Below are 24,624 nucleotides of genomic sequence, written 5' to 3'. Positions count from 1 at the left end.
ATCAGAAATTTGGAAAACGAGGACATCCTAATTTATGAATCTTTTTTCCCTCGAGCCTGTTTTAGTAGAAATCATAGCTCAACTTATGATTTCTCCCAATTCATCAAAAATTATTATAGTAAATACTGAATCTGAAGCGCAAAAAATTGAAGAAACACTTCGCCAATTCACTGCAGATATTTTTTCAGATAAAGACATATTACATATACCTGGATATTTTCAAGCGGGAGTTTTCCGTTTTGAATCATCACGTAAAATCATTGCCAAAAGAATTGCTGCATCATATTCAATAGGCAAGCATTTTCCAAGAATTCTCATTTGTAGCTTAGCTGGTTACCTTAGAAATTTTCCAAATTTTAAATGGATACAAGAAAATAAATTTGAAATTAAAATCGGAGATGATCTCGACCCTGATTTATTGATTGAACAGCTTTCTCGATTGGCTTATTTAGAAGTGCAAAGGGTTGAAGAAGTAGGTGAATTTTGTGTCAGGGGATCCATTGTCGATTTCTGGACACCTGGGGAAAAAACCCCTTCTCGCATAGAAATATTTGGAGACTCTGTCGATAAAATTCGATCCTTTAGAGCATCGGATCAACGTTCTTTCCAAACTTTAGAAAAACTTGTATTACTCCCATCAAGAGAATTTGTATGGCCTTTTCCAAGTCAACTCGAAAATGCCATTGAAAAATTCAACCATGCCATTTTAGCTCAAAAAGTCATGGGAGTTGGTAGAGCCAATTTACTCGAAGATTTACGTGCTAATATTCAGTTTCCTGGGATCGATGATGTTTTTTACATGTTCACTCCAAACAATACATTATTTTCGTTTCATAACTCCATATTTTCATATGCAAAAGAAAGAAACAGAGAAATTTCGCTTGAGTTGATGGACACAAATGAAAATTTAAACAAAGCTATTTTGGAAATCGAAAAACTATACGAAAATTCGTTCAATTCCGCGGTTGGAAAAAACTATCCCGTCGGAAAAATTGATGCTATTTTTCCGAATATCGATCATGCAAAAAAAATGATTCATGATGAAAAACAAAGACAAAGTTCATATAGATTACCCGAGGAAATCGTAAAAGATTTAAAACCTTTGGAAAAACAAAAATTTTCAGCTCGAATCGAAAAAATAAAAGATATTATTTTAAATGAAAATAATAAAATAAAAAATATATTGTTACTAGCAAACTCAAATGAAACATTTATTGAATTTGCAGGAATTGCTGCGAAATATATTCCTGATTTTTCTGCAATTTCAATTAATAATTCTATTCAGCCTTTCACTACTAAAGAGATAAATGCGCAGAAATTAATCGCACAAGAGATCACAAAAAATATTCACTGTTGTATTCTCAATACGTCAGGAGGATTTTATTTACCAAAGAGTGAAACACTTGCTCTCTCAGAAACTTGGTTGCGTGGAATTGCAAGTGCAGAAAAATTTGAAAATTTTCATGAAGAAGACACTGAATCTACACAAAAATCAAATTCTGAAGCATTTTTGTCAGCTCAATTTTCAGATTTTATTGAAGGCGATTTAATTGTGCATGTCCAACATGGTATTGCTCGCTTTCGCGGTTTAATGACGATTAAAATATTAGATATTACGGGTGATTTTTTAGCACTAGAATATGCCGGAAATGATAAAATATATGTACCTGTCCATAAATTAAATTTAATTCAAAAATATATTGGTTCGTCTGACAGCACTTCGCTCGATACTCTCAAAGGAACTTCTTGGGAGAAAAGAAAGCAAAAAGCCAAAGTCGATGTTGAGAAACTTGCTAAAGAACTCATGGAGCATCAAGCGCGAAGAAGTATGACTCCAGGCCATGCATTTGCTGCAATAGATGAGGATTATATTGCGTTTGAAGATGCATTTCCATATGACGAAACCATCGATCAAATCCGTGCAATAAAAGAAATTATGTTCGACATGGGCAAAGCAAAAGCAATGGATCGTCTTTTGTGTGGAGATGTGGGTTTTGGGAAGACAGAAGTGGCTATGCGTGCAGCATATCGCTGCATACTCGATGGCAAACAAGTTGCATGGCTTGTACCAACCACTGTTCTTGCTCATCAACACTTTCGCTCTCTAAAAGAACGTTTTCATGATTTTGGCGTAAATATAGAAGTCCTCGATCGATCTATAACTTCGACTCAAAAAGTACTCACAAAAATAAAAAAAGGTGAGATCGATATTTTAATTGGGACACATAGAATATTATCAAAAGATATCGATTTTCGCGATCTTGGTTTACTCATTGTGGATGAAGAACAACGTTTTGGTGTTCTGCAAAAAGAAAAAATTAAAAGTATGTCTTATGGAATCGATGTCCTCACTATGACAGCTACACCTATTCCGAGAACTCTGCAGATGTCTATGGTAGGTTTGCGTGACTTAAGTTTATTAACAACACCACCAAAATCACGACTCGCAACAAAAACATTTGTTTGTCCTTTTGAAGAGTCTACTATTGTTGACAGTATTTTATTTGAATTAAATCGCGGTGGACAAATATTCTATGTACACAATCGAGTTGAAGAATTAGAGACTGTGCAGAAATATTTACAGAAATTATTACCTCAAGCAAAGATTTGTATTGGTCATGGAAAAATGAGCCAAAAAGAGTTGGAAGAGACAATAATCAACTTTTTAGATGGAAAATTTAATATATTACTATGCACCACGATAATAGAATCAGGTATTGATATGCCCAATGTAAATACAATCATTGTGCAAAATGCAGATCACTTTGGCCTTGCCCAACTTTATCAATTGCGGGGACGCGTAGGAAGACGTTCCACTCGGGGATATGCTTATTTATTAACTTCTCAAAATGCGCACGATGATGATGAAGGGGTAAAAAGACTCAATATATTAAAAGAACACCAAGAACTGGGCAGTGGTTTTGTCATTGCAAGTCATGATATGGAAATGCGCGGCTCTGGTAATATATTAGGTGATGAACAAAGCGGCAAAGTTAGTGATATCGGCCTTGAAACATATCTTCAAATGCTAGATGACGCAATAAAAACTTTAGGCGGAATTAAAGTAACAAAAGTAACGGATGTAGAAATATCGATTCCTCTTACAGCCCAAATTCCTGAAAATTATATAGTTAATTCTAAAGAACGCTTGAGAACATACCGTCGTTTTTTTGGTGCTCGCTTGGAAAACGCATTGCAAAACCTAATCACAGAATGCGAAGATCGATTTGGACCTCTGCCTGAAGAAGTAAAAAATCTGGCTGAACTTGCTCGTATTCGGAGATGGTTGCTTTTAATTGGATGTCTTTCTCTCACAGTAGGAGAAGATTTCACAGAAATGCGCCTTGATAAAGGTGTATTGCAACCTGACTCTTCGGATGAAGCAAGCGAAGAACTTGTGAAACGTATTTTAGACGTGTGCAATCGAAAAACAAAAGGCATGCGGATCACACCAGATGGAAAACTAATTTTTGCTATTCGCAAGAAAAACTTTATTCAGGACAAACAAGGTTCAATATCTGAGCTTAAAAGAATTTTGAGTCTCCTTGCTGGAGAAGCATATGAAGGATTGTCATCATAGGTTTAGTTTTTCAAAGCGTAACTATATTCTATTTATATATTTTCTATTTATTTGTTTTACTTTAAAATCGAACGCTCAACTTCCATCTTCTCTCACTGAAAATTTTTTGCCCCGCCTTCAATCGGGGCCACCTATTAAGATTTATGCTGCTTATGATTCACCAATACCATTGAAAGTAACGTTAGCTGAAGATGCATCCTCAAAAAATTCATCAATTAGTTGGATATTGAATAACAAAAAAATATGCTCAGGTATAACTTGCGAAATTCTTTTAAAAGAAAAAGAATTTAAAGAATTAACTCCAGTCCTTTTTATTATTACTGCAAATAATTATGGAGGAACCACTTACTCCTATGAATTTAAAATGCATACTAAACAAGGGTTTGACTCTGAAAAGTGGAATAAAGAAGTCGCTTATTTAAAACAAAACTCAATTCCCAAAGACACACAAAATCCTCCTAATTTTTCAAGTCAAAGTGTTGTTTCGTTATTTGGCAAAGGCACACTTATTCAAAATGATTACATGCTTTACATTGGTAAAGTACCTAGGAAATTTTCATGGAATCTTGGTTATTTTGAAACAGACAATGTTGATGCTCTTCGCATAACAGATTCTGAATCTGGAGCATGGTTTTTACTCCCATCAACACGTTTATCTCTCCATGAAGAAAATGAAGATGAAAATTCTCGAGTTGCAGAATTAAATTTTGGAAGTATTAGAACAAAAGCCTCAGGTAACTTATACGACACTGACGATAAAACAAAAGATTTCAGTACAAAAATGATTATTTTGACAAATGAAGCGCAACTTAATATTCCACGCGGCGCTGATGCACTCATTACGCGAGAGAGCGATAAAAAAGGTGATTACTACACACGGGTAATAAGTATTGGAGGGGTCATAAAAATAATTCCTAATGTATCAAATTTACCAGAACAAGCAAAAGAAAAATATAAAAATATTTATTTAGGCTCTGGGATGGAATTAATTATTTATGGTAATGGAAAACTCTTACCAGTGAGTTCCCCCAAAACAGCTGTCATCGATAATTTTCTCGCATTTACCACTACACCCGATGAACTCGAGGCAAGAAAGCTCGCAGTTAATGATTCAAACTTAAATGAAGTTTTAGAAAAAGCAGCCATCTTAGCACAAAACGAAGAGTATTTTGAGCTTTTAAATTTACTAGCTCCATACCAAGGAGACTTTTCTCAAAATGCTCTGTTACCATATTATTTTGGCTTTGCTAAAAAAGGATTATTTCAAACTTTTGAAGCAAAAAAATATTTTTTAATGGCGCTAAAATTGGACCCTAAATTACCCTATGCACACTGGCAAATGGGATTAATTTATTTAGATGAAAAAAAATATACGGAAGCACTCAATGAATTGCTAATAGCTAAGAAAAACTTTACTTACGATGAAAAATTGAACCATGAATATGAATATTATGTTGGTGTCGCATATTACTTTAAGAATATGTTACAAGATGCGAAACTGGCTTTTAAAAGCGCTGTTTGGGATAATGATTTAGATCCAGCACTCAGACAGTCTGCAGCTGAATTCTTAAAAAAAATCAATGTAGATAAACCTTGGAATCTTATTGTTCCTATTGGCATTCAATATGATGGAAATGTACTTTCAGTTGCACAGAATCAATCTCTCCCATCTCAATACTCTTCTCAATCCAGTTGGAGAACAGTAGCCGGTGGGATTTATAGCTATGACACAAGTAAAACCAGTGAAGAAGCCGGTTGGTTTCTCGGCGGTGGAGGTAAAGCATTCTACGTAAAAAATTTAACTTCGACATTTTCTAACTTAGATACACTTATTATAGAAGGAAGTGTTTATGAAACAAATCGAAACTATTTAGAAATAGATGGTAAAAAAGAAAAAGAAGGATATCGTCTTTACCAAACAGCTGGAACAATTTTTGTAGATAATAGCTTTGATACACAATACTTTCTCTTTGGTATAAATTACAAGGATCTTGAACTTAATATGGGTATACAAATAGATATATCAACTCGAAGTACATTGTATCAAAAAAGTGGACTTATATACAATCAGTACTACAATATGAGCTTTGGCAATTATGGTGTATTTAAATGGGATCTAGCCTTACAAGGGCAAGAACAAGTTATGTTTAATACTACATCATCAGTTGGACATACAATAGAAGCAATAGCAACTCCAAGTGCTACATATGCTTATGATTCAAAAACAAGCTTTAAATTGAGTAATACTTTTGATTTTCTATATGTCTTTCTCAATCCATTGGAAAGTTATTATAAATTTATACCCACGGCATCTGTAAATTATTTTTTCCTTGATTGGCTGATCGGAACTTTAAATCTCTCCTACGAATATGATATTGTTTTTCCTGGACCAAGCAATGTCAGTCGACCCGGCTTTGCTCTTCTTGTAACAGGCATTTTTTAATAGAAAATATCATGAAAAATTATGAAATATTAGTAAATTATTTAAATTCATTTCCTATGATGGATTATCCTAAAACCTCGCGAATTCACAAACTCAGATCAATCCAAAATAAAGAAAATGGTATTTTTGTAAAGCGAGAGGACGAACTTGGATTTGGGGTAAGTGGGACAAAAATCCGAAAATACTTGAGCTTGATACCTAACTTAATGAATAAAAATTTCCAAGAAGTTATAGTTTGGGGAGGAGCGTTCTCCAATAATGTTTTATCAGCTGTGCAATTGCTTATTGAAAGTGGGATAAAACCAATTGTCTTTTTTGATACAAAAAATAAGCATCAATTGATAGGAAACTATCTTCTAAGCTCTTTATTTCTAGAAAAAAACTCGATTCATTGGCACAATAAGGAAGAACTTAACTATAAAGAGAATTTGATTAACACTTATAAAGAATCGCGTTTAAAAAAAGGAATTCAGGTTGGATATATCGAAGAAGGAGCAAATATGTATGAAGCTTTTCCCGGCGCTTGCTCGCTCGCTCTCGATATCTTACGCAATGAGAAAGAGAATCAGATAGATTTTAATGATATCGTTATCGATGCAGGCACAGGATTGAGCTCAATTGCATTGATTTTATGTTTATCATTTTTAAAAATTAAAAAAAATATTCACATAATTCTTGTCGCTGGAAATGAAGAAGAATTTAAGTTATCTCTAAATTCCTTTAAGAATAAATTTGAAAAGGAAATAAATTGCAAGATCGAATTTTTAATACCTTTTGTGTTTTATTTTCCAAGTACAGCCAAATCTTTTGGTTCTGTGAATAACAGCATTTTTAATCATATTAAAATAACTGCGCAAATGGATGGAATCTTAACCGATCCTATTTATAGCGCAAAACTATTTATTACCGCTGATAATATAATAAAAAACAAAAATATATCAGGAAATATATTATTAATTCACTCAGGCGGAAGCCTGAGTTTATTTGGATTTTCTGAAAAATTAAGTCAAATTATATAAAAAATCTATTAAAATCATACTTTAAAACCCAGAAATACATAATTAAATTATTACTTGATTATTTCTAGAATCCGAATTAATCTCCAGATCGTAAAGTTATTTTTTTTCCTTTCATTTATATTAAATGAGAAATATTATGCATAGTAAAACAGAAGAATCTAATATTAAAGTAGAATTTTTATCTAGTCTTTCATTGCCATCGAGTTATACTTTCGATAAAAAAGGCCCCATTGTTAAAGAAACGATTTTTAATAAAAAAGTTTATCAGCAATTAGATAAGCAAAGTTCTATTTTTAAAACGTGTATTTCACGCAGCGCTATATATGCTATTTCAACTGTCTATTACCTAGAGTCTATGAATACTTTAGATAAAATTAATTTTGAAAGTATTTTCTTATTTATGAAGTATAAAAAATATTTTGAAACAATTAAAGAAGAAATTCATTTCCAAAACAATAAAACCACAATCACAAACTATATCAATGACTTTAAAAAATCTTTGAAGTTAAAAGAATTTATATCTTCTAAAAATTTTGGTATTTTTGGTTCTTCAACAAACTATAAATCAATTAGTAAACAATACTTTGATAACCTTGATAAATTCTTATTGCAATACAAAAGAAACCCATTAGAAATACATCCAGGCTATATTTTTAACCATAAAAATGATATGTTTATATTATCTCCTCATTCTATTCGTTATTTATTAAAAACTCTATCGAAAGCTGATAAAGAGCAAGTAACTAAAGATTTAACAAGAATGTCGATTTTTATAAACAAAAAGCAATTTAACTATGAAAGTTATAGTCAAAACTCCGATTTGATTTATAAAAAATTCTTAATTGATCTTAAGAATGAAAAAATTACGAATCAAAATGCTTTAAACTTTATTGAATCTTATGCTCACCAAGGAGCACTTGTAGCAGGGTGGGCTTTTATTTTTATAAAAGCTGTTTCCGAAGAAAACTATATGCACTCATTCTCCAATAATGATAGCGGTTGTTTATCAATTCATTTTGATTATATACAAGAAAATGCTATAAGAATAACAGGATTATTACCTTTTAAAATTAGAAATTGTGAGACAGGAAATACTATTGGTTTCTCAAAAAATATAGCATTAACTTTTCAAAATATATTTATCTTTCCAAAAAATAGAATCACCAACTCTGTCATAGTTTCTGACTCTAAAATAGGTCTTCTCAATGCTTCGCTTTCAAATAATCAAGATATTTCAATTCTGAAATTATTCAAAAAAACTATTGAAGAAAAAAATAAAAACTGTTCACTATCAAGAGAAATTATTACAAATAACACTGATTTTAAAGTCTTATAATCTTAATAATTTAATTAATGACAAGCAAAATTGTTCGCATCTCCTACAAGTGAAATATTCATCTTGCCATTGATAAGTGAAGTGGGTGAACAATTTAAGAATTGAGGAATTAAAAATCCAAAATCTTTTTCAATCACTCCAGACATATTGATTTTGAACTCTAAATTAATGTGAGCAGGATCTGCTGGATTTTTCGATGCTTCCCAAAAACCTCCTGCTTTTACAGAAAAGTTTTGTGCATTTAATTCTGAACTATTATCTATAACATAACGTTTTCCATCCCATTTTAAACCAAATTCAGCTTTACTAAAATCCTGTTTAGGAATATTTAACGTCTCGTTGCTTATATTTAAAAAAGCTTTTTCCAAAGTAATATTTATTTTCCCATAATTCTCACGATATTTTATTTTTCCATTTGCACTACCACCTAACGTTGTTTTAGAAATAACTGGAGTGAGTACAGCATATTCAGTTTTATTACTTGATCGAATAACCCCTAAAAACTGAGAAAAAATGCCCCCAAGAGGAAAACGAGTTAAAAAAATATCTACACTTTTTAAGGTCAAAATACCTGAAAAAGCATCAATCAGTGAGACACTCGCACTTGAATAAACAGTCCCACCCACTTGATGAACTATAATATCAGTAGAAATATTCCCTATTAGAAGAGGCAAAAGCGAAAATTTAACTATCACTTCATCTAAAAGTAGCGGTGATGCACTGTCTAATGCATTTCTAATTTCTATATTATTCAGTTCAACACCAGTTATCCAATATGGTTTCAAACTGCCAATATTAACAATTAATGGAATACGCTCTTTTTGAATTGCTTTATTTATTTCTTTATTAATATTATCTTTTATTAAATCATAAGGAAAATTTTTATATATCAAAACTAAAAAAAATAGAACACCTAAAGCAATAATTTTAATTAAATTCTTCTTTTTCATTTATAACTCTTGCTTTAGAGATGGAATTACTCCATCTACAGTAATTGATACATCAAAATATAATTTTGCATCTGTCAAAGATTGCACATCTAATTTTGAGACCACAAATTTATTTGGTAGATCCTCTATTGCATTTATATATTCCATCAATTTTTTTAAGCTCACATTTGTTATTTTAAAATCGATAGATACTTTTTTAAATTGATCCGCAAAAGGACTTTGACTTGGTAACTGAGAAGAAATTGGTTTATCTGGAAATCCTGTTGCTTGTAATCCTTTTTCCTTAGCTGTCGTCTCTAAGATATTTGCTAATGAAATATTTGCATTATCATTTTTTAAATTATTGACCAATACTAAAAACTTTTCTTGGACAGCCATATAGGATGGTTTTAAATTATTTAAAGCTATTGTATTAGAATAAGCTTTATTTAAATTACTTTGCAAAAAATACATTCCTAAAAAATAGAAAATTAGCATAAATAAAAGAAACAATACAGCAGATACTATTGCTGATATAATTATTATTATTCTACGTTCATGATTAAGTTTATAAAAATACTCAATTGCATACTCTAGGCGAGAATTATTTTCCCCAAAAACAAATACTTTTGCATTCGATAAAATTCTTGAAATTTCTTCTGAATATTGGGACATTTTTACGCCTCATCATTTTTAATTGTTGCGGTGAAAGAAAAATGAATTAATTTATTTGCACTGCCAATTTTATTTTCTTCTTTATTTTTTGTTACTTGTTCAAAAATTTTAACTGCAGAAATCAATTCAATTATTTTCTTTACATTCGCTGAGCTTGTCGTTTCTGCTTCAATATAAACAGCAGAGTCATTTATTTTAAATTGAGTGACTTCAAAATAAAGCGGTTTCGGTACAGCTTCTGATATTTGATTCAGAACTTTTAAAACAAATGGCGGCTCTGTTTCTGCTAATGTGTCAACAAGACGCTTTTTATTTTTTAAACTTTGATTTAATAGTATAAGAGCCTCAGATCCATATTTATCAAAATTCCAATCTTTCCTACTTGAAATGAGGCGGAGTGGGTATGGCTCGCCTGAAAACATTGAGATGACATCTTTTCTAAACTGAGTTTTTAAATTGCTTATTTGATTTCCATAAGTAATAGATCTTATAAAATAACTCAAAAATAAGCAAAATACGACCACAAATGCAGCAGAAGAATACAGAACTATTTGTTTTATTAATTTATCATAATTACTGATTTGAGCAAACTCACCTTTGCGCAAATTTATTTTAGATATTGCTCCATTGATTGGTAAGCCACGCATAGCTATCGCTAATGATTGAGAAATTTTATTAAGATTTGGCTCTGCAGATACAAAAGTTCCTAAAGTCGCACTATTTGTATTATAGCTAAAATTCTCTTTCTTTAGTATAATCTCTTTTACAGGTATTTTAAGATATTCTTCATATTGATGCGAGATCCCTTTGATCACGCTTGAACCGCCTGTTAAATATATACATCGAATTTTTTCTTTATTCTTTTCTTGAAATGTTTGTATTGTACGAGAAATTTCACCTGCAAGTTCGCTCACAGCTTTTGCCAATATTAACGAAACAATCTTAGCTTTGCTATTCTCTTCTAAAGAAGAACTGTCTATGCTGCTGACATAACATTTCAAAGCTTCAGCTTCCTCATATTTTAAGCCAAATTCTTTCTTAATAACTTCGGTAAAATATAAACCAGCCATATTTATTATGCGTGTAAATAGAATTTTTTTATTGTTCAAATATGTCAAAGTTGTTTTACTATGACCAATATTAATGATTAAACTGCATGAATTTTTTGAATTTAAAAACTCTTCCTCTTTATATGTTTCAGATTGATTTTTTTCTTGATTATTTTGTTCATAATTCACTTGCAAAAATGAAATCATATTTAGATAGGTTAAATTATCAACGTCTACAACTTTTATCCGTAAATGTTCTCTTTCAAAATTCTCAATCAGATCTCTAATACTTTCTTTCTTACACAAAACAGCTAATAAAGATGAATGAGATTTTGTATAATCAATCAGTTGATAATCTAATATAGAATCTTCTATCGCAAATGGACTCGAGCTCTCCAATTCATTTTCTAAAAAACTAGGAATGTCTCTTTTTTTGATATTGTCAAAATCAACTCGACGGATAGAAGCAAAACGAGAATCTAATGACGCATACATGACATCGTATTCTGGTTTATTTTTTGCTAAAAGTTCAGCAAGTGCCTGCGACTGAGCTGTTCTTTCATCCAAACCTTCTTTTATTTCAACCAGTTGCTCAAAAAACTGGTGAACTATATAGTTTTTATAATCATTCCATATAATAACTGCCTTAATTGAATAGGATCCAATATCAAGCCCGAGAATCTTCTGCATTTTTGATCACTCCAAGAAAGGCTGCGTTATGAGCGCCTTATAACATTAGATCAGCGACTCTTGCGCCAAACAGCAAACAATTAAAATAAGCTACAGCTTGCCCCCAGAAACTCCGATTTGTCCTGAAAGAGTCAAACTCTTGCTGGAGAAATTATGCCTTTAAGAACCAAGAGTATAAATATCAAAGGTTTAAAACAGAGACAAAACATTGTCTTAGGTATTAATTTCTCTTTAAAACCGCGCTCTTATAAACTCAAAAAAACCTCTGAAAACTTTTTGAACGACGCTAATAAGTATATTTTTGTCCAAGATTTTGAAAGAGCCGAAGCCATATTAAAACAACTGACTCGCAAACACCCCGAGGACTATGAAATTCTTTTCAGGCGCGTTGAGGTTTCTTCTAAGAGAGACACTCTGCCAGAACTTATACATGAGTTTAAAAAACTCTGTAAAGATTTCCCTTTGTCTAAAGCAATTGAGTTTGCACATATTTTAGCTAAGATCCGACTCTTAAATCAAATTGATAGTAAAAAAGACAAAATGCATACACCTATTAAACACGCATTTGAAGCGACGAGAAATATCGAACATATTTCTCCGCAAAGAATGCCCTTAGTAAACATGTTGTCAAATAAAAAACTGAGGATAAATCGAACACTCGATATTCCAGATGACTACATTGCAGAAGAAAGTCCAAAATTTGACTCTATTCATTTTGACGCTGACATAAAAAAAGAAAAGTCAGCAGCAACCAATCCTGAAAGTAAAGAATATTTGCTAGAGAAAACACTTAATTTGCAATCAAAATACCCAGAGAATTATGCCGCATGGTACCTTGCTGGTTGTGCACTTGAATGCAACGGAAAATTGAGCGAGGCAATTGAAAAATGGGATCATGCCTTCAAACTCAACTCAAAATCCACTTCAATTTTGGCAACGTTAACTGAGCTTCAGCAGCTTGGTGTTATCCCAGAAAATTCACCTGATTATTCTGAAATATTTGAATCACTAGATAAATATTTAGTACACGGACATTTCGAAACTCACACTTCTTTATACAATGAATTTATTAATTCTGGTGATCATAAAAATGCAATTGGAGCCTTAAAAACCCTCGCGGATTGGTTGCAAAAACAATACGGTGAAGTTCCTATAGAAGTTGAAATTCTTTGTTTACTTGGAGCTATGCAAGCATATAAATTAGCAAAAAATCAAGCTGCAGCAGAAGCATGTCGTAGTGAAGTTGAAAATTTAGTTATTGCATGCAAGAAATCTCCCAGAGATATGAACCAAATCTCCTTTATCGCACAACTTTGTGAAGAGTATGGTTTAAAATCTGTTGCTCGCATTTGTTACTTTGCAATTTTAATTTCACTCGATACTCCTCAAGATCTGATTATCCAAACAGCTTCTCATTGTGTCAGCACCAATCCTTCCGATGGTTTACTTGAGTGTCTCAAGGTTGCTTACAAAAATACTCATGGGTGTGCTGAAGTCAGATTTTGTATGCTTTTGTGTGGATTAAAAATTGAAAAAGTTGATATTTCAGAATATATGCAGAAGAAAAATAAAATAAGAGAGCTGATTACTATTGACTCAAATAGCCCAGTCATATTTCCAACCCTAGATGAACTCTACTCGCTTTACAATTTTGACCCTGAAGTCAATTATTATTTAGGGGAAATAAATTCAAAGAATGGCAATTATAATAAAGCTAAAAAACATTTTCAAAATATGTTTTCTTTAGATTATTTCAACACAGATGGAACATTAAGATATATATTCTTCCTATTAAAATCTCATGATTATAATACAGCTCGCGAAGTGGCTCAAGAAGCTTTGACTTTAGCTACAATAACGGAACAACAAGCAAATGAAATGCACTGGAGTATAGCTGCTGCTTTTTATTCTGAGGGTGGTTTTGAAAAAACACACCATGAGATTCTTAAATCTCTCGAAAACGATCCCTGGAATCATTCCTATTTAGTTCTATATTTAAGAGCAAACTTAAACATTGATGGTAATGAATTTCTCAAAGAAAAAGAAAATATAATTAAAGAATTTGAAGAAGCGCTTTTAAATCTAGAAACAACTTCGTTACATAAAAACGAAATTATTGAAAAGTTAATTTCTCATGGAAATGATTGCTTGCGCAGTGGATTTTCTGAATATGCTTGGGTTCTAGCGAAATGTGCAATGCTTATGAGTGAAAATATAAATGAACAACTATTATATTTCCTAGCTAAAGCAGGCGCAGGTTACAATGCAAGAACTGCTGTTCAACAAATTTTACTTCTATTACGCCAAAAAAATGGACCGAAAGAATTCCATTTTGGCACACTTTCAACTTGTATTGCGCAAATATATAGCTTTTCAGGTGATTGGCCTCTCGTTGACGAGTGGTTAAATATATCAAAAAATAATCGCGCTCTCTTTAATAAAGTGACTAAACCAAAATTATTCGAACTTGAAGCTTTAAGTATTACAATGAAAGGCTCTGATTTAAAAAGAGCACAAAGTCTTTTAGAAGCAGCGATTGATTCATATGATAATATTCATAAAGTCCCTATGGATACAAAAGTCTTGCATGGTTATATACTTGTTGCACAAGGACAATTCAATGCTGGAATTGAAAAAATGCAAAATAATATCAGCTCAAATGCTTCGATTCAAAGCTTATACTTTTTAGTGAAAGGCCTTGAGCGAGCAGGTCAACTCGATAACACGACAAAAGAAACAATTTCACATCTCTTTCAAATTTATCCAACAAATACTTTTGAACAAAAAATGATTGAAGAAATATTTTACACCGTTGGTTCTAAAAACCCTACAAGTCCTGTCGGTTTAGCTTGCTAAAAAATTGACAAATTCATTTTAAAATGAATATATTTTATTTGTTGATGCTTCAATTAAGTTTTTTTTCTCGAATGTAATTATTTGCAGGAACCCCATAGGAATGAAAAATAAACAAGGAAACTCAAAATCACCAATAAAAAGTTCAGAAATAAAAAGAATACGCAGTAAAATAACCATATCTGGTGATTGGTGGATAGGAAAAACACATGTTCTTCTTGATATGGATGGAACTTTAATTGACCAACCCGGCGCTCTATTTCATAATTTATTTGCAATGGGAGTTTTATTTAGAATGAGAAGCTTTGGTTCTCTTACTCAATTAATAAAAGCTGCTCAAAAAACAAAAAAAATCCTCCTCTCACCTCATTCTTTTTCTACAAATGAAGATGCATTTTTTGAAACTTTAGCTTCAGAGTTAAATACAAATAGAAAAAAAATAGAAAGATTTATGTCAAAATTCTTTGACTCCGACTATCCTTTTATTTGTCTTTTTCTCCATTCCGATCCCTATGCGCGAAGACTGGTTGACTTACTCCATGCAAGTAATAGACACATTACCTTAGCGACCAATGCTGTTTTTGGTCGAAAAGAAATAGAATTGCGCTTAAAAGCAAGCGATTTATTTTTACATGATTTTGATCTTGTCACTTCATGGGATGTTATGAAAACAACAAAACCCAATGCCAACTTTTTTGATGAAACATTAAAAAAAATTGGTGCCTCACCAGATAATACGGTGATGATTGGGAATGATCCTTATTATGATCTCCCAGCCCACACCCTTGGTATCCAAACACTACTCGTTGGCAATAAGCTTAATCTAAAGGATATAGTTGAATCTCTCGAAGAAAACGTAAAAAATAATCCACGCTTTTAGAACCTAAAAAAAAAAAATAAAAAAGCCTTTATGAATAAAGGCTTTTTTATTGAATTGTGCTTTTAACAATCACTTCACATTGACAACTTCGTCACGACGATTTTTAGCCCAAGCAGATTCATTCTCGCCTTGCGCTGCAGGACGCTCTTTGCCATAGCTAATTGTTTCAATAGAATTTGTAACACCGTTCGCTTTTAAGTAATTTTCTAATGATTTTGCACGTTTTTGCCCTAATGCCATATTGTACTCAGTTGAACCACGCTCATCTGCGTGGCCTTCAATACGAATTCTCATACTTGAATTCGCTTTTAAAGTTTCAGCCATTTTATTAGCTGTTTCTTTTTGATCTGCACGAATATCGTATTTATTAAAATCAAAATAAATTGTTTTTAAACTTGCAGAATCTGGATTGCGAGTCTCAACAGGCGTTGCTGCTTGTGAGTTAGATTCTGAAGGCTTGCTTGGGCTCTCAGACTTCTTGGTACTTGAGCAACTTGCAAGAGAAAACGCAGCTACGAGGACAGAAGAAACTAAAACTACCTTAGAGAATTTCATAAAAGACCCCTACAGTGAACGTTACTAACCTAAAACAGGTTGATGTGAAGTTATAAACGCATAACCACACAAAAATCAAATTTTCAAAACAATAATTACCATTTTCCTAGTGCAAAAAGGACTTGTTGTTTGGTATCACTTTATACAGAAAATTAAAGCAACACCAGCTTAATCAAAGCTTGTTTTCCCAATAAAAGACTGTTAGAGCTATATTTCTACTTTTTTTGCACTTTTGAAAAGCTTCTCTTGCTTGAATGTCTTTTTTGATATATGCAAACCCATCACCATACCTCTATGGTGATGAAATTTATTGGAGTTTTCCTTATGACTTTAGAAAACATTGTAATTCACGCACAAGTACGTGAATCTGCTAGCAAAAGCGCCGTTCGCAAGCACCGCCAAAGTGGGCTTGTACCTGGTGTTCTTTACAGAAAAGGAACGGCAGTGCAAATTGCTATTTCTTCTTCTAACCTTCCAAAAGCACACACGCACTCTAGCGTTGTGAAACTTGTCCTTAACGGCGAAGAAAAATCTGTTCTTATGCGCGAAGTTCAAGTACACCCCCTCACTGACAAACCTCTTCATTTTGACTTCCAAGAAGTTCAAGAAAATGATGTGGTTCGCACACATGTTCCCCTTAATTTTGTTGGCTTGACTCGCGAGCAAGAAAAAGAAGGCGCATTTAACATCCGCACGCGCTATCTCGAAATCAAAACTAAACTTGCCCTTCTTCCTCGCTCAATCGACGTAGATGTCAGCGGTTTAAGAGCAGATCAATCTGTCCAACTTCATGACCTTAAGCTTGCTGAAGGTGTTGTTGTGCGCACAGGTAAAGGCAAAAATGTTGCCCTTGCATCTCTTGTTAAGATTTAATAGCCTGTGTTTGTTATTGTCGGCCTAGGTAATCCTGGCAATCAATATGAAAACACACGCCATAACATCGGCTTCATGCTCATCGATAAGATAGCTTCTGAAGCCGGTGTTTTTTTATCCCAAAATCGTTTTGGCGCACAAACAGCACGAGCGAGATGGGAAGGTTATGATGTTTTTCTAGTCAAACCCCAAAGTTATATGAATTTGTCCGGCGACAGTGTTCAACAAGTTCTCAGTTTTTTTAAGCTATCCGAACAAGACATGATTGTTATTTTTGACGACCTTGACCAAGCACACGGCGCAGTCAAAACCCGTTTGGGCGGTGGACACGGTGGACACAATGGCATTCGCGATATTCTTGCCAAAACAGGTGAAGATAAATTCTATCGTGTTAAAATAGGGATAGGCAAACCAGAGCACAAAAGTGCCACCGCAAATTGGGTCTTAGGTAAGTTCACACAACAAGAAATCACTTTCTTAGAACAAGAAAGCTTTCCTCTGGCAAAAAGCCGAATTGTCGATATACTTCGCCAGCTTACGAAAAAAAAGTAAAAATTAAATAAAATAATCCATGATTTTATGAAGAATCACTTTAAATTTTAAATTCACATATAGACTTTAAAAAATTGAAAAATAAATTAAATGTCAAATTAATACCTTCTCCTTAAGAACCATAGCATGAGAGCAAAAGAAAGAAAAGTTCTCCCTAAAAACATTGAATGTATTATTTTAAATGGAAAAAGATTAAAAAAAAAAGAAACAAAAATTATTAAATTAAAAAATATGCCAAATCGTTCTGAACCTATTTATGAAAGATCTGCTTAAATGTCGAAAAACGCAATAGAAACTCTTACTTTTTAAGCTTAAACTGTTTTTTCCTTTGCAAAATATGAGTCAAATAAGCCATAAATTGATGACTCATATTGTATTTGAGGCGCATGAAAAAAAGATGACAAATGAAATTATAAAAAATATGTAAATACAAGTTGAATTTATGCTAGATTTTTCAAGAAAAAAAGTAAAATTAAAACTATAGTTGAATTTAATACAAATAAAAATTATTTGTATTAAATTTTAATAAATTAAATAAATTATTTAAAAAAATACGTCAAAATATTGATTTAATTAAATGTTTTTTTTTTCTAAAAATTAATCTATCTTTAGCATTAATTTTTTATTAAAGAAGGATTAATGTTTTATAAATCGATATTTGCTTTAGTATTATCATTCTCAGCTCTCTTTGCCAGTACTGCGTCCGCAGTTGACACTCTAGTCTCTGGTCAAACTTTGTACGTTGGAAATCGACTCGATTCTGCAAATCGTTGTTTTCGTCTTGTAATGCAGGCTGATGACAACCTAGTGATTTATAGAAATAGTAATAATCATCCTACATGGGCAAGTGGTACAAATAATACTGGCAGTTATAGAGCAGCTATGCAAGGAGATGGCAATTTCGTTATTTATAATAGTTCAAAAGCCACATGGGCAAGTGGTACATATGGCCATCATGGGGCATGGCTCATACTTCAAAATGATGGAAATCTTGTGATTTATAAAGCAAACTCATGGAATCCGATTTGGGCTTCAAATTCGCAGACTGGATGTTGATTATTCTTAAACGAAACAAGTTCGCAATGTCTCTCGTTTAAGAGAAAGATTGCGAACTTGTTTCGTTTAAAGCAAAAAATCACAGGTATAAAACTAAACTACTTTTTCAGCTTCGCTGGCTTTTTTCTTTGCAAAATAGGCGTCATATACGCTCTAAATTGATCGGGTGTCATTCCTGCTCTTTCGCGTTCAAATGCTTTTTTCTGCAATGGTTTTAATGATTCATAAAATTCCGAAACCAATATTATAAAATCATTGTCTGAAAGAGTGACTTTAGGTAAGGTGACTTTCTTTTTAATAAGAATTTTTGGCTCTTTTTTTTCAATTACATTAACCGAATTATTATCAAATAAAGTCTGCGGAGCTAATTTCTTAACGGGTGATTTAACTAAAATTTCTTCTTTTTCAGATAATTCTTTTTCAAGTGTTACTTTTTCGATTCTAGCATTTTTTAAAACTTTTGTCACCTTAGCTGTTTTAAGCGCCTTTTCTATGCGTGCTTTTTTCAATTGATCCGCAGGGGGTTCAGGAAATAAAGTAGAATTTTCACTTATTTTCCCAAGAATAACTCTTTTTTTAGGGATCATATGATTGGATTTTATGGCAATTGTCTGAGGTGCTAGCGCCATTAACTTTTCACCCAACGCATACTCTAAATCCTGAGCCTCTTTTGCTTGATCGGAAAGTTGCCAGCAATAAACAATAGCGCCTAAATTACCATTTGACTGCTCAGCATTTTCAGACATTTTTTGTTTCAATTCAGAAAGTTTTATATTGGGGGCAGCAATACTCCAACCTAAAACGCCGTGATCATAGAGGGCGGGAACACTTAAAAGAATTTCTTTATGAAAGGAAGAAATATTTTTGCTTTCAATATGAATAGAATTCCAATTTAATTGACTATCGATTTGATTTTGTTTTGAATATTCAAGAAATAAATAATTTAATATTTTTTTAACACTGGCTTTACGGCCCATAGATTGAATAACGACTGGATTTATACTGACAAATGCAGGTCGAGAGTAGGAGTTATCTAAAGAAATTTCTTGTGGAGCATAAAAATCACGAAAACTTTGCGATAAAGTCAAAGTCAGCCAAATACCATCGACATCATTTTCAATCTGCGCATGCCGAATAAAACCAAGACTTCCTGCTTTGGAGAGAGCCAATGATTTAGATTTTTTTGAAGTTTTAACTTCAAATAATTTTAAAGGTGTCGACCAAATTGTTTCCAATTGTTTACAAGTTTCAAAAACATCTTTTTGTGTGCCAACAAGATATTTATTGATCTGGAAACGTAAATTACTCTCTTCATTATGCATCGTAAATATACGAGATAAAGCTTCATGCCATATAGCAAACATATGGATAATATTTTTAGCATTCACATTTGCTGGAGCAGCAATTATTTTACCAGCTCTTTTTGAAACCATAGAGTCAAACCAAGCTTCTTTTGAGCCTAAGCTTAACAATATACCTTCAACCCACCACATAGGGGCAAGTAAGCGCTTCTTAAGTGCATAAATGCGAGAGTCAGAGATAAGACTCGTTTCTTCTTTTAGACACAAATTTTGCTCATCTGCAAATTGAGACGTTCGTATACTTTGGGGAGATTTCGTTCGTTTCAATTGCGCGACACCCGACTCTGATTGAATTGCTTTTCTGAATTCTGGATTGAGGCGAGAGGCATGAACCGCAACATTTTGTTTTTGCAGATCAAATGACATAGTTTGTATTTTATTCCTGAATTGATAAAGCCGTTTATTTACGAGCCTGAATATAATTAGGTAACATAGATTTAAGCAAAGAAGCAATAGCCTTGATCGATTGATCGAACTCTACTTCAATCCATATTCCTGCACTATAATACTTCAGGATCACATGATTATAAGTATGCGGTATATTCATTATTTCAGCTAATGTTTTATTTGGATTATTTTTAGGAAAATGCGTAATAGTAAAGCGAATTTTTGCAAGCGCAATTGAACCTATTTCCAGAATAGAGTCAGAAAAACTACTTTGTACTTTTAATAAATTTTCATAACTATTGTTTGATAAAACTAATCCAATATCTTGGAGCTTACCAATTGACATAAGAGAACCTCAAGCTGCATGCTAAAAAGAGCTCCTATGAATGTATTGACTCACTATCCTTATGAAGATCCAATGAAAAATCGGTTTTATTTTGTGCCTTTTCAGTTAACTGTTTCAGCTCCAAAACAAAGTCTTCAGGACTTGAAAATGCTCTATACACAGAAGCAAAACGAACATAGGCAACAGGATCAAGTTTTAAGAGAGCTTCTAGGACGAGCTCTCCTATTTTCTGCGATGTCACTTCGTCATCCGATGAGTGACAAGCGCATTCGACCCAATCCGAAATCGCATCTAAGCTCTTAGAACTTACGGAACGCTTTTGGCAAGCGATACTCATACTTTTTAATAGTTTTTCTCGATTGAAAAGTTCCCGCGTACCATCTCGCTTAATTATGTATAAAGGCTGCTCTTCTGAACGTTCAAATGTAGTAAAACGATAGCCACACTTAATACATTCCCTTCTTCGCCTCACAGTACGTCCATCACGACTTTCTCTGCTTTCAAGGACCTTACTTTCCGGATTTTGACATTGGCGACACTTCATACTTTATTAAAAATCCTCAATTAGGAGCTACGTATCCTGAATTGTGGAGAGCACCATCGTATAAAGGATATTTTTTACACAATGAAACGACTTTATCTTTTGCTTTTTGCAATAAAGAATCATCATTTTTAAGCGCCATTGCAATTGCTTCTCCAAGCACTTTCATATCGGCAGCAACAAGTCCACGGGTTGTAACTGCAGGTGTTCCTATCCGCACTCCACTTGTAACCATAGGTTTACGTGGATCATTAGGAACACTATTTTTATTTACTGTTAATTCTATTTTTGCAAGTCTCTCTTCAGCATCTTTACCACTTAATGGAGAATCTTTTAAATCAATTAAAATAAGATGGTTATCTGTTCCTCCAGACACTAAAGAAACAGAATTTGCAATAAGAGTTTCAGCTAATACACGTGCATTAATTACTACTTGCTCAGCATAATTCCTAAAAGAAGGTTGCAACGCCTCACCAAATGCAACTGCTTTTGCACCGATAACATGCATAAGAGGCCCACCCTGTAAACCAGGAAACACTGCTTTATCGATAGCTTTGGCGTATTTTTCTTTACACAAAATCACACCACCGCGAGGTCCACGTAATGTTTTATGAGTTGTAGTTGTGACAAAATCGGCAAATGGAACTGGACTTAAATGCTGGCCACCGGCAACCAATCCTGCAATATGGGCCATATCTACCATAAGATAGGCTCCCACTTCATCGGCAATTTCTCTGAATTTTGCAAAATCGAGCGCACGTGAATAAGCACTTGCTCCAGCAATTATTATTTTGGGTTTGCATTCTCTGGCTTTTTGCGCAACTTCTTCGTAGTCAATAAAACCTTGAGCATTCACTCCATAAGATTCAGCTTTGTAATACATTCCAGATATATTTACCGGAGAACCATGAGTTAAGTGCCCACCATGTGATAAATTCATACCTAAAAATGTTTCACCTGGCTTTAAAAATGCAAGAAACACAGCTTGATTCGCCTGTGCTCCACTGTGAGGCTGAACATTTGCGTGTTCTGCTCCGTATATTTTTTTTACCCGATCAATAGCTATTTGTTCAACTTTATCATTGAATTCGCATCCGCCGTAATAACGTCTTCCCGGATATCCTTCTGCATATTTATTAGATAAAACACTGCTTAATGCAGATAAAACAGCTGGACTTGCCACGTTTTCAGAAGCTATTAATTCTAAACCTTCATTCAATCGAGCACTTTCTTTAGAAAATAAATCAGCGATTTCAGGATCTGAATTTAAGATATTTGCTCTCTCAAAAGAAAGAAATTTATTCATTGTGCTAACCTCTTTTCAATGGCTGTAACTTTATTAATTCTACTTCTGTGGCGACCTTCTTCACATTCAGTAGCAAGCCAAATTTTTACAAAGTCGATTGCTCTTTGATAGTTCACTATTCTTGAGCCTAAGCACATGATATTTGCATCATTGTGCGCTCGACTCATTCTTGCAGTAAATTCATCATTGACAACCGCAGCTCTGACCAAAGGAAATTTATTGGCAGTAATACACATACCGATTCCAGTGCCACAGATAAGTATTCCTCTGTCACAGCGACTTGCGGAAACCTCGGAAGCAACTATGTCAGCATAATCAGGATAGTCAACTGATGCTGAGGAATCTGATGCCACCCCGTAATCTAGCACTTGGTGATTTGTAAGTGTTAAAAAGTCGATTACATAGCTTTTAAGTTCTTTACCTGCATGATCCGCAGCAATAGCGATTTTCATAAAAAGTCCTCGATTGAAACAAAGGTTTATTAAGGAAAATAAGCTTAAAAAAATCAAAAAAAAAGGCACCAGAAAAGGTGCCTAATTTGAAGCTTAGCTTTTAGAGCTTTGCAGTGATGAATTTAACTGCATCACCAACTGTTTTAAGACGCTCTGACTCGTCGTCAGAAATATTTACACCAAACTCTTCTTCAATTTCCATGAGGAGTTCAACGATGTCAAGTGAATCTGCGCCAAGGTCTTCTTGAAATCGGGAAGCTGCAGTTACGTTTTTTTCCTCTATGCTCAACTTCTCAGCAACAATTTTTATAAGTTTAGATTCAAGTTGTTTTGCATCGTGTTGATTGTCCATTTTAGATACCCCAAAAGAATAATTAATCGCTTTAAAAATACTAAGCAGTTTGTAGTGTTACTAACAAATACCTCTGCTTAGGCTTCTTTAACAAAGAGGAATGATAAAAGCAATGCACAATTTAGAGTAACTTTTGAACAAGTGGCATTTTCATCATATACTGCATTGTGTCACTGGTATACCATATTTTAGCTCCAATGGTCAGTAGGAGATTCACACATGCGTGTCGTACTTGCGTTTGACAAATTCAAAGGAACATTTACCGCACGACAAGTCTGTGAGCTCGTCGCAGATGGGATACGTAATCGCAATCCAAAAATTGAAATTATTCACCGCCCCATGGCAGATGGAGGGGAAGGAAGTGCGGTTCTTCTTGCTGCAAGTTTAGGAATGGAGTCGCTCAGAGTGGAAGTTTGTGATTTACTCGGCAAACCCGCTGAAGCAAACGTATTTTGGCAAAATGCAAGAAGACTTGCAGTTCTAGAATCAGCAGAAGTATTAGGAAATTCGAGAGCTTTAGCCACTGAAGAAGGCCTTTTCCAAGCCAATACTTGGGGCTTTGGTAAGCTTTTGCAAAAAGCTTTTCCATTGCGCCCGCAAGAAATATGGTTGTGCATTGGTGGAACTTTAACTGTTGATGCTGGCTGGGGAATTGCGAGTGCGTTTGGCTTGTCTGCCTATGATGTGCATGGCAATCGCTTAAAACCTTGTTTAGATAATATGGAGAAAATTGATTCTTTTGCAAAAGAGGAACTGCCAGAATATGTCAAAAAATGTAAAATAATTGTTTTATGTGATGTAAATGCACCAGCAGCTGGCCCAGGTGTCTCACTCCTTTCTTTTTTAAAACAAAAAGGGGCCAAGGACTCTTCCATTCCAATTATAGAAAAAAGAATTCAAATTTTTTGGAATAAATTAAAACAAGCATTTCCATATATCCCTCGTCTCGATGAAGCTTTTATGGGAGCAGGAGGAGGTATTTGCATTGGATTATCTGCAGTTTTTCCTAATTTAAAAATAGAAATGGGTTCAAAAAAAATCGCTAAAGTTATTGCACTCGCTCCAAGTTTTTCAGGATCTGATCTTATTGTTTGTGGAGAAGGAAGTTTAGATGATTTAACTTTATACGGCAAAGCTGTGAGTACAGTTTCACAACTTGCAATGAAAAGTGAACAAAAATTAATCGGCGTGTTTGGTAAAGTTACAGGAAATCGTTCTGAATTTAAAAATAAACTTGGACTGTCAGATATAATAACTCTTTTAGAAGAGCATCAAAGTGGACAAACAACAAACGAGATAATGCGCAATTCAAAAATAAAACTTTTTAATATTGGGCAAGATCTTGCAGAAAGAATAAGTAAAAAAAGCAGCAAAGGTCATTAACTTTTA

21 protein-coding genes are annotated in these 24,624 nt (G+C 33.4%); 11 read left to right on the top strand and 10 right to left on the bottom strand.

Annotated features, from left to right (window positions below; all coding sequences use genetic code 11):
- The first annotated feature begins 34 nt into the window (after positions 1-34).
- The 4 genes from mfd to H7355_RS04950 all read left to right on the top strand — a co-directional run bounded on the left by mfd (position 35) and on the right by H7355_RS04950 (position 8,378).
- Positions 35-3,580, top strand: coding sequence for a transcription-repair coupling factor (gene mfd, locus H7355_RS04965; RefSeq protein WP_186645613.1), 3,546 nt, complete (start codon positions 35-37; stop codon positions 3,578-3,580).
- Positions 3,561-6,023, top strand: coding sequence for a hypothetical protein (locus H7355_RS04960; protein WP_186645612.1), 2,463 nt, complete (start codon positions 3,561-3,563; stop codon positions 6,021-6,023). The genes mfd and H7355_RS04960 overlap by 20 nt, the downstream gene beginning before the upstream one ends.
- 11 nt (positions 6,024-6,034) lie before the next feature.
- Positions 6,035-7,042 carry a 1-aminocyclopropane-1-carboxylate deaminase gene (locus H7355_RS04955; RefSeq protein ID WP_186645611.1) on the top strand — a complete coding sequence of 336 codons (1,008 nt, stop codon included), beginning with the start codon at positions 6,035-6,037 and terminating at the stop codon, positions 7,040-7,042.
- A gap of 136 nt (positions 7,043-7,178) precedes the next feature.
- The gene (locus H7355_RS04950) at positions 7,179-8,378 is read left to right on the top strand and encodes a hypothetical protein (protein WP_186645610.1); all 1,200 of its coding nucleotides are present in this window, start codon (positions 7,179-7,181) and stop codon (positions 8,376-8,378) included.
- Between the two features lie 14 nt (positions 8,379-8,392).
- On the opposite strand, the gene H7355_RS04945 is transcribed toward H7355_RS04950, so the two are convergent.
- From H7355_RS04945 to pilM, 3 genes are read right to left on the bottom strand one after another with little or no spacing between them, the layout of a single operon-like run.
- Positions 8,393-9,328, bottom strand: coding sequence for a hypothetical protein (locus H7355_RS04945; protein ID WP_186645609.1), 936 nt, complete (start codon positions 9,326-9,328; stop codon positions 8,393-8,395).
- On the bottom strand, positions 9,329-9,982 hold the full coding sequence (locus H7355_RS04940; RefSeq protein WP_186645608.1) for a hypothetical protein: 654 nt from the start codon (positions 9,980-9,982) through the stop codon (positions 9,329-9,331).
- A 2-nt stretch (positions 9,983-9,984) separates the two neighbouring features.
- Positions 9,985-11,721, bottom strand: a complete 1,737-nt coding sequence (pilM, locus tag H7355_RS04935; RefSeq protein WP_186645607.1) for a pilus assembly protein PilM — start codon at positions 11,719-11,721, stop codon at positions 9,985-9,987.
- 153 nt (positions 11,722-11,874) lie between these two features.
- On the opposite strand from pilM, the gene H7355_RS04930 reads away from it, so the two are divergent.
- Entirely contained in the window at positions 11,875-14,577 is a 2,703-nt protein-coding gene (locus H7355_RS04930) for a tetratricopeptide repeat protein (RefSeq protein WP_186645606.1), read from the top strand.
- A gap of 100 nt (positions 14,578-14,677) precedes the next feature.
- Positions 14,678-15,454 (top strand): HAD family hydrolase, encoded by a 777-nt coding sequence (locus H7355_RS04925; protein WP_186645605.1) that lies wholly within the window; start codon positions 14,678-14,680, stop codon positions 15,452-15,454.
- A gap of 69 nt (positions 15,455-15,523) precedes the next feature.
- Here H7355_RS04925 and pal read toward each other — a convergent pair whose 3' ends face one another.
- Positions 15,524-16,009 (bottom strand): peptidoglycan-associated lipoprotein Pal, encoded by a 486-nt coding sequence (gene pal, locus H7355_RS04920; protein WP_186645604.1) that lies wholly within the window; start codon positions 16,007-16,009, stop codon positions 15,524-15,526.
- A 324-nt stretch (positions 16,010-16,333) separates the two neighbouring features.
- Here pal and H7355_RS04915 point away from each other — a divergent pair, with 324 nt between their 5' ends.
- From H7355_RS04915 to H7355_RS04900, 4 genes are all read left to right on the top strand, one after another.
- Positions 16,334-16,882, top strand: a complete 549-nt coding sequence (locus H7355_RS04915; RefSeq protein WP_186645603.1) for a 50S ribosomal protein L25 — start codon at positions 16,334-16,336, stop codon at positions 16,880-16,882.
- A gap of 6 nt (positions 16,883-16,888) precedes the next feature.
- On the top strand, positions 16,889-17,434 hold the full coding sequence (pth, locus tag H7355_RS04910; protein WP_186645602.1) for an aminoacyl-tRNA hydrolase: 546 nt from the start codon (positions 16,889-16,891) through the stop codon (positions 17,432-17,434).
- Positions 17,435-17,560: 126 nt separating this feature from the next.
- Positions 17,561-17,707: a hypothetical protein gene (locus tag H7355_RS04905; protein ID WP_186645601.1), complete on the top strand. Its 147-nt coding sequence runs from the start codon at positions 17,561-17,563 to the stop codon at positions 17,705-17,707.
- Positions 17,708-18,073: 366 nt separating this feature from the next.
- A complete protein-coding gene (locus tag H7355_RS04900) occupies positions 18,074-18,490 on the top strand; it encodes a lectin (RefSeq protein WP_186645600.1) in 417 nt (138 codons plus the stop codon).
- A 98-nt stretch (positions 18,491-18,588) separates the two neighbouring features.
- Here H7355_RS04900 and H7355_RS04895 read toward each other — a convergent pair whose 3' ends face one another.
- The 6 genes from H7355_RS04895 to acpP form a co-directional block, all read right to left on the bottom strand.
- Complete coding sequence (locus H7355_RS04895) at positions 18,589-20,217, bottom strand: hypothetical protein (protein ID WP_186645599.1); 1,629 nt, start codon at positions 20,215-20,217, stop codon at positions 18,589-18,591.
- A gap of 34 nt (positions 20,218-20,251) precedes the next feature.
- A complete protein-coding gene (locus H7355_RS04890) occupies positions 20,252-20,584 on the bottom strand; it encodes a hypothetical protein (protein ID WP_186645598.1) in 333 nt (110 codons plus the stop codon).
- Between the two features lie 34 nt (positions 20,585-20,618).
- Complete coding sequence (nrdR, locus tag H7355_RS04885; protein WP_130606459.1) at positions 20,619-21,128, bottom strand: transcriptional regulator NrdR; 510 nt, start codon at positions 21,126-21,128, stop codon at positions 20,619-20,621.
- A gap of 16 nt (positions 21,129-21,144) precedes the next feature.
- Positions 21,145-22,431, bottom strand: a complete 1,287-nt coding sequence (locus H7355_RS04880; protein WP_186645597.1) for a serine hydroxymethyltransferase — start codon at positions 22,429-22,431, stop codon at positions 21,145-21,147.
- Positions 22,428-22,883: a ribose 5-phosphate isomerase B gene (gene rpiB, locus H7355_RS04875; protein ID WP_186645596.1), complete on the bottom strand. Its 456-nt coding sequence runs from the start codon at positions 22,881-22,883 to the stop codon at positions 22,428-22,430. The genes H7355_RS04880 and rpiB overlap by 4 nt, the downstream gene beginning before the upstream one ends.
- 100 nt (positions 22,884-22,983) lie before the next feature.
- The gene (acpP, locus tag H7355_RS04870; RefSeq protein WP_130606453.1) at positions 22,984-23,235 is read right to left on the bottom strand and encodes an acyl carrier protein; all 252 of its coding nucleotides are present in this window, start codon (positions 23,233-23,235) and stop codon (positions 22,984-22,986) included.
- Positions 23,236-23,454: 219 nt separating this feature from the next.
- On the opposite strand from acpP, the gene H7355_RS04865 reads away from it, so the two are divergent.
- Entirely contained in the window at positions 23,455-24,618 is a 1,164-nt protein-coding gene (locus tag H7355_RS04865; protein ID WP_186645595.1) for a glycerate kinase, read from the top strand.
- Positions 24,619-24,624 lie beyond the last annotated feature (6 nt).

Source organism: Fluviispira vulneris (assembly GCF_014281055.1).
GTDB lineage: Bacteria > Bdellovibrionota_B > Oligoflexia > Silvanigrellales > Silvanigrellaceae > Silvanigrella > Silvanigrella vulneris.
Note: the sequence above shows the minus strand (reverse complement) of the source record. Positions and strands in the feature narration are given on the sequence as shown.

Coding starts and splice junctions, on each gene's coding strand:
- mfd (WP_186645613.1), top strand. CDS start 35: ATGAATCTTTTTTCCCTCGAGCCTGTTTTAGTAGAAATCATAGCTCAA.
- H7355_RS04960 (WP_186645612.1), top strand. CDS start 3,561: ATGAAGGATTGTCATCATAGGTTTAGTTTTTCAAAGCGTAACTATATT.
- H7355_RS04955 (WP_186645611.1), top strand. CDS start 6,035: ATGAAAAATTATGAAATATTAGTAAATTATTTAAATTCATTTCCTATG.
- H7355_RS04950 (WP_186645610.1), top strand. CDS start 7,179: ATGCATAGTAAAACAGAAGAATCTAATATTAAAGTAGAATTTTTATCT.
- H7355_RS04945 (WP_186645609.1), bottom strand. CDS start 9,328: ATGAAAAAGAAGAATTTAATTAAAATTATTGCTTTAGGTGTTCTATTT.
- H7355_RS04940 (WP_186645608.1), bottom strand. CDS start 9,982: ATGTCCCAATATTCAGAAGAAATTTCAAGAATTTTATCGAATGCAAAA.
- pilM (WP_186645607.1), bottom strand. CDS start 11,721: ATGCAGAAGATTCTCGGGCTTGATATTGGATCCTATTCAATTAAGGCA.
- H7355_RS04930 (WP_186645606.1), top strand. CDS start 11,875: ATGCCTTTAAGAACCAAGAGTATAAATATCAAAGGTTTAAAACAGAGA.
- H7355_RS04925 (WP_186645605.1), top strand. CDS start 14,678: ATGAAAAATAAACAAGGAAACTCAAAATCACCAATAAAAAGTTCAGAA.
- pal (WP_186645604.1), bottom strand. CDS start 16,009: ATGAAATTCTCTAAGGTAGTTTTAGTTTCTTCTGTCCTCGTAGCTGCG.
- H7355_RS04915 (WP_186645603.1), top strand. CDS start 16,334: ATGACTTTAGAAAACATTGTAATTCACGCACAAGTACGTGAATCTGCT.
- H7355_RS04905 (WP_186645601.1), top strand. CDS start 17,561: ATGAGAGCAAAAGAAAGAAAAGTTCTCCCTAAAAACATTGAATGTATT.
- H7355_RS04900 (WP_186645600.1), top strand. CDS start 18,074: ATGTTTTATAAATCGATATTTGCTTTAGTATTATCATTCTCAGCTCTC.
- H7355_RS04895 (WP_186645599.1), bottom strand. CDS start 20,217: ATGTCATTTGATCTGCAAAAACAAAATGTTGCGGTTCATGCCTCTCGC.
- H7355_RS04890 (WP_186645598.1), bottom strand. CDS start 20,584: ATGTCAATTGGTAAGCTCCAAGATATTGGATTAGTTTTATCAAACAAT.
- nrdR (WP_130606459.1), bottom strand. CDS start 21,128: ATGAAGTGTCGCCAATGTCAAAATCCGGAAAGTAAGGTCCTTGAAAGC.
- H7355_RS04880 (WP_186645597.1), bottom strand. CDS start 22,431: ATGAATAAATTTCTTTCTTTTGAGAGAGCAAATATCTTAAATTCAGAT.
- rpiB (WP_186645596.1), bottom strand. CDS start 22,883: ATGAAAATCGCTATTGCTGCGGATCATGCAGGTAAAGAACTTAAAAGC.
- acpP (WP_130606453.1), bottom strand. CDS start 23,235: ATGGACAATCAACACGATGCAAAACAACTTGAATCTAAACTTATAAAA.
- H7355_RS04865 (WP_186645595.1), top strand. CDS start 23,455: ATGCGTGTCGTACTTGCGTTTGACAAATTCAAAGGAACATTTACCGCA.